General features: G+C 68.4%; 4 protein-coding genes and 2 riboswitches. All 4 genes read left to right on the top strand.

Annotation, left to right across the window (positions count from 1 at the left end):
- Positions 1-101: riboswitch (glycine riboswitch) on the top strand.
- Positions 102-221: riboswitch (glycine riboswitch) on the top strand. It begins immediately after the preceding riboswitch.
- Between the two features lie 58 nt (positions 222-279).
- The 4 genes from AC5JJ6_RS37905 to AC5JJ6_RS37920 all read left to right on the top strand — a co-directional run bounded on the left by AC5JJ6_RS37905 (position 280) and on the right by AC5JJ6_RS37920 (position 5,745).
- Entirely contained in the window at positions 280-1,557 is a 1,278-nt protein-coding gene (locus AC5JJ6_RS37905) for a D-amino acid dehydrogenase (protein WP_496046992.1), read from the top strand.
- A 140-nt stretch (positions 1,558-1,697) separates the two neighbouring features.
- A complete protein-coding gene (locus AC5JJ6_RS37910) occupies positions 1,698-3,002 on the top strand; it encodes a c-type cytochrome (RefSeq protein ID WP_496046993.1) in 1,305 nt (434 codons plus the stop codon).
- Positions 3,002-3,505, top strand: a complete 504-nt coding sequence (locus AC5JJ6_RS37915; protein ID WP_496046994.1) for a (2Fe-2S)-binding protein — start codon at positions 3,002-3,004, stop codon at positions 3,503-3,505. The genes AC5JJ6_RS37910 and AC5JJ6_RS37915 overlap by 1 nt, the downstream gene beginning before the upstream one ends.
- Positions 3,502-5,745, top strand: coding sequence for a xanthine dehydrogenase family protein molybdopterin-binding subunit (locus tag AC5JJ6_RS37920; RefSeq protein WP_496046995.1), 2,244 nt, complete (start codon positions 3,502-3,504; stop codon positions 5,743-5,745). The genes AC5JJ6_RS37915 and AC5JJ6_RS37920 overlap by 4 nt, the downstream gene beginning before the upstream one ends.
- Positions 5,746-5,874: the final 129 nt, after the last annotated feature.

Below are 5,874 nucleotides of genomic sequence, written 5' to 3' on the forward strand. Positions count from 1 at the left end.
CAAGGCTATGCGGGAGAGTCCGGCGCGGTTCAAAACCGGCGTCGGCGCCGACGGAGCAACCCCCCAGGAAACTCTCAGGCACCAGGGACCGCACCAGCCGGACGATCTGGAGAGAGGCGGCCATGCCAATCGTCAGGCATGAAGACGCCCACCGAAGGGGAAGCCCGATGCTCTGACGAGCCTCGGGGCAAGCTCTCAGGTACAGCGACAGATGGGGAAAACCGGACCGGGTAATCGCCCGTTCGCTGTCATCCTCACGCGCTCCGGAGAGCAGATCCCATGCGTAACAGCACCCCCCATATCGCAGTTATCGGCGCCGGCATCACGGGCGTCACCACAGCCTACGCGCTGGCCGAAAAAGGCTATGCCGTCACCGTGTTCGACCGGCAGCGCTACGCCGCGATGGAAACCTCCTTCGCCAATGGGGGCCAGCTTTCCGCCAGCAACGCCGAGGTTTGGAACCACTGGTCCACGGTCGTCAAGGGCATCACCTGGATGCTGAAGCGCGATGCGCCGCTCCTGATGAACCCGTCGCCCAACTGGCACAAGTATTCCTGGATGGCCGAGTTCGTCGGCAACATCCCCAAATACCGCTCCAACACCATCGCGACGACCCGTCTCGCCATCGAGGCGCGCAAGCACCTGTTCGACATGGCGGAGCGCGAAGGCATCGACTTCGACCTGGAGACGCGCGGCATCCTGCACTTCTACCGTGACCGCAAGAGCTTCGACCACGCAGCGCAAGTCAACGAAATGCTGACGGAAGGCGGGCTGGACCGCCATGCCGTGACTGCGGAAGAGATCCGCGCGATCGAGCCGGCCCTGACCGGCGACTTCCACGGCGGATTCTTCACGCCGTCGGACGCCACCGGCGACATCCACAAGTTCACCCGTGGGCTGGCCAAGGCCTGCATCCGGCGCGGCGTCCGCTTCGTCCACGATGCCACGGTCGAGCGGCTCGACCATCTGGGCCGGGAAATCAAGGTCCTCTGGACCAACGGCGATGCGACGGCCTCCCACGACGAGCTGGTCGTAGACGGCATCGTGATCTGCGCCGGCGTCGCCAGCCGCAAGTTCGCCGCCATGGTCGGCGACCGGGTCAACATCTATCCGGTCAAGGGCTACTCGATCACCGTCCACCTGGACGACGACGCCAGCCGCGACGCCGCCCCCTGGGTCAGCCTGCTGGACGACAAGGCCAAGATCGTCACCAGCCGCCTGGGCGGCGACCGCCTGCGGATCGCCGGCACGGCGGAGTTCAACGGCGAGAACCGCGACATCCGGGCCGACCGCATCCGGCCGCTGGTGGACTGGACCCGCCAGCTCTTCCCGATGGTCGATACCGGCAAGGTCGTGCCGTGGAGCGGCCTGCGTCCGATGATGCCGGACATGATGCCGCGTGTGGGTGCCGGCCGCCGTGCGGGCGTCTTCTACAACACCGGACATGGCCATCTGGGATGGACGCTCTCCGCCGCGACCGCTCAGGCCGTCTCCGAGAAGATCGCATCGGCGATGCCGTTCGACCTGCCGGCCGCCGGCTTGCGCCAAGCGGCCTGATCCGGCGGGATAAATACGGGAACCGTCGCGGGCGGAGACTTGTTGGAACAGAACGGTTCCAAACAAAAACCCCGCGGCGGCCTCTCGAGCATTGAAACAGCTTCTTCCGGTCACGCCGCAAAACCGGAGGGAGATATCATTTGCGGACGACGCGTATCCTGGGTGGATTGCTGCTGCTGGCGGCCGTCGGCGCCGGCGGGTTCATCGCTCTGGCGTGGCGGTCCGAACTCGATCCGATAAAGCCGCCCGAGCGCTCCGCGTTTCCTCCTGAGAAAATAGCGCAGGGCGCGAAGCTCGCCTCGCTCGGCTATTGCGCGCAGTGCCACACTGCTGCCGGGGGCAAGCCGTTCGCCGGCGGCTATCCCCTGAAGACGCCGTTCGGCACGATCTACGGTACCAACATCACGCCCGACCCGGAAACCGGCATCGGCAGGTGGTCGGACGAAGCCTTCGCCCGCGCGATGGGGGAGGGGGTGGACCGCGAGGGACATCACCTTTACCCCGGTTTCCCCTACGACCATTTCACCCGCATCTCGGCGGATGACAACCGCGCGCTCTACGCCTACCTGATGACGCGCGAACCGGTCCGCGCCGAGGCGCCGGCCAACGAGTTGCCCTGGCCGCTCCAGTTCCGCCCGCTGCTGGCGGGCTGGAAGCTGCTGTTCCTCGATCAGGGCGCGTTCAAGGACGATCCGGCGCGTTCGCCGGAGTGGAACCGGGGCGCCTATCTGGCCGAAGGCGTCGCCCATTGCGGCGCCTGCCACACGCCGCGCAACAGGCTGGGCGCCCGCGAAACCGACCGCAAGTTCGCCGGCGGCGAATCCGAGGGCTGGCACGCGCCGGCGCTGAACGAGGCCTCCACCGCTCCCATCCCATGGGACCAGGACAGCCTCTACGCCTATCTGCGGAAAGGCGTCAGCGAGGACCATGCCCTGGCCGCCGGCCCGATGGCCCCCGTGATCCGCAACCTGTCGTCCGTCCCGGACGAGGATATCAGGGCGATGGCGACCTATATCGCCGACGGCATGGGCGAGCGGCAGGCGGCTCCTCCCGCCGGCGCCGTCCCGGCGGGCAACGGCGCCGCGACGGTCTATGCCGGGGCCTGCGCCAACTGCCACGAGCCGGGCGGCCCCCTTCAGTTCGCGGCACCGGTCGATCTGGCCAAGGCGACATCGATCGCGCAGCCGGACCCGCGCAACCTGATCCAGGCCATCATGGGCGGCGTCATGACGCCCGACGCGGCGGCCGCCCCGCTGATGCCGGGCTTTGCCCATATCCTGACCGACAAGCAGATCGTGGAACTGACGGCATATCTGCGCACCCGGTTCAGCGGTCAACCGGCCTGGACCGACATCGAGGGGCATGTCGCCCGCATCCGCTCCGAAACCGGTTCGACCGGCGGTTCGACCGGCGGTTCCGGCACCAGAATAGCGAAGGGAGAGTGATGATTACCCTGTCCGTCAACGGCCGGGACCATCAGGTCGATGCCGACCCGGCAACGCCGCTGCTCTACGTGCTGCGCGACGACCTGGAGATGAATGCGGCCAAGTTCGGCTGCGGCCTGGGGCAGTGCGGTTCCTGCATGGTGCTGGTGGACGGCGCTCCCGTCGTGTCCTGCGTCACGCCCATCGTCGTCCTGGAAGGCCGCGCGATCCGCACGGTGGAGGGACTTGGGACCATCGACGATCCCGGACCGGTCCAGCGCGCCTTCATGGAGGAGCAGGCCGCCCAGTGCGGCTACTGCATCCCCGGTTTCATGATCAGCGCCCAGGCGCTGCTGGAGCGCACGCCCGCCCCGTCCGACGCCGAGATCCGGGACGCCCTGAAGCCGAACCTGTGCCGCTGCGGCACCCATATGCGGATCATGAAGGCGGTCCGCCGCGCGGCGGGGTTCATGCAGACCGCCGATGCCGGTGCAACCACTGGTAACGGGGAGGACCGGCGATGAACGGACCGGTTCTGTCGCGCCGGGGCTTTCTCGGCGGCGGCGCGCTCGTCGTGGGCTTCACGCTGTTCCCCGGACGCCTGCTGGCCCAGGCCCCGCAGGAGGCCGACGGCGGCACGCCGCCGGGCATGCCCAAGGCGCTGAATAGCAATCCGCTGCTGGAATCCTGGATCAGGATCGACGCCGACGGTGGGATCACCGTCTTTACCGGCAAGGCGGAACTGGGGCAGGGCATCCGGACCGCCCTGCTTCAGGTCGCGGCGGAGGAACTGGCCGTCGATCCCGCCGACATTACCCTGGTGACCGCCGATACCGGCCGGACGCCGAACGAGAGCTACACGGCGGGCAGCCAATCGATGCAGGAAAGCGGCACGGCCATCCTGCACGCCTCCGCGCGGGTCGCGGCCATCCTCCGCGATCTGGCGGCAAAGAACCTCGGCATGCCGGCGGACGCCTTGAAGCTGGCGCAGGGAGCCGTCGCCGCTCCGGACGGACGGAGCCTTGGCTACGGCGAGCTGGTGGCCGGCGGCGGGCTGGAAGGCGCCCGCGCCCAGGCCGGAACGGTGCTGAAGGACTCTGCGTCCTACAGCGTGATCGGCCAGAACTTGCCGCGCGTCGATATCCCCGCCAAGGTTACCGGCGGTGCCGCCTATGTCCACGACATGCGGCTTCCCGATATGGTCCACGCCCGCGTCGTCCGCCCGCCCAGCTACGGCGCCGCCATCCGCGAGGCCGATATCAGTGTCGCCGAACGGATGCCGGGCGTCGTCGGCACGTTCCGCGACGGCAACTATCTGGCGGTCGTGGCGGAGCGGGAATGGCAGGCGATCAACGCCATGCGGGTGCTGGCGCAGGCCGTAAAATGGGACGAGCATGAAACGCTGCCCGACCAGGGCACGCTGTTCCGCGACATCCAGGCGCTGAAGTCCGACGAGCGGGTGATCCAGGACCGGCGCGACGACCCGGCTGCCGTCGGCGGCACCGTCCACCGGCTGGACGCGGAGTTCCATCGCGGCTTCCAGATCCACGGCTCGATCGGTCCGTCCTGCGCCGTCGGGCTGTTCCGCGATGGCGTGATGACGGTCTGGTCCCACGGCCAGGGCATGTTCCCGCTGCGCTCCGCCATCGCCGAGATGCTGCGGATGGACGAGGCGCAGGTCCACTGCATCCATACCGAGGGGTCGGGCTGCTACGGCCATAACGGCGCCGACGACGCCGGGGCCGATGCGGCGCTGATCGCCCGCGCTTTCCCCGGCCGCCCGGTCCGGGTCCAGTGGATGCGGGAGGACGAGCATTGCTGGGAGCCGTTCGGCTCCGCCATGGTGTCGAAGGCGCGCGGCGGCGTCGATGCCCAGGGCCGGATCGTGGACTACCAGTATGAGGTCTGGAGCGCTCCCCATTCGACCCGCCCCGGCGGCGCTGGCGCCCTGATGCCGGCCTGGCATCTGGCCGAGCCGTTCAAGCCCGACCCGCCGAAGCCGATCCCGCAGCCGGCGGGCGGCGGCGACCGTAACGCCATTCCGCTCTATGCCATCCCCAACGTCCGGATCGTCCACCGCTACATCCCGGACATGCCGGTCAGAACATCGGCGCTGCGGGGGCTGGGCGCCTTCATGAACGTCTTCGCGCTGGAGAGCTTCATGGACGAGATGGCCACCGCATCGGAAACCGATCCGGTCGATTTCCGCCTGCGCCACCTGGAAGACTCCCGCGCCCGCGACGTCGTCACGATGGCCGCCGAGAAGTTCGGCTGGTCCTCCGCCCGTCTTCCGGCGGGGCATGGCAAGGGCTTCGGCTTCGCCCGCTACAAGAACCTTGCCGCCTATTGTGCGGTCGCCGTGGAAGTGGCGGTCGAGCGGGAAACCGGGGCCGCCCGGCTGGTCCGGGCGGTCGCCGCCATCGACAGCGGACAGGCCGTCAACCCGGACGGTATCCGCAACCAGACGGAGGGCGGCATCGTCCAGTCGTCGAGCTGGACTCTGATGGAGCAGGTGACGTTCGACCGCACCCGGATCACCAGCCGGGACTGGAGCGCCTATCCCCTCCTCCGCTTCGACCACATCCCCGACAGCGTCGAGGTCCATGTGATCGACCGGCCCGGCAAGCCCTATCTCGGCACCGGAGAGGCCGCGCAGGGACCGACGGCGGGCGCCATCGCCAACGCCATCGCCGACGCGGCCGGCGTCCGCCTGCACGACCTGCCGCTGACGCGGGACAGGATCAAGGCGGCGGTCGGGGTCTGATACCAAGTACCGAAGATGTTGCCCGGTGAAGACGCTCACGCCGTAGCGCAACTGTATTGAATTGGGGTTCTGCGGGGCGGCCCAGCGGAAGTCTTGCTCTCCATTGGATGCAAGGGACGCTGTCACCGA

It is taken from the genome of Skermanella sp., assembly GCF_059503625.1.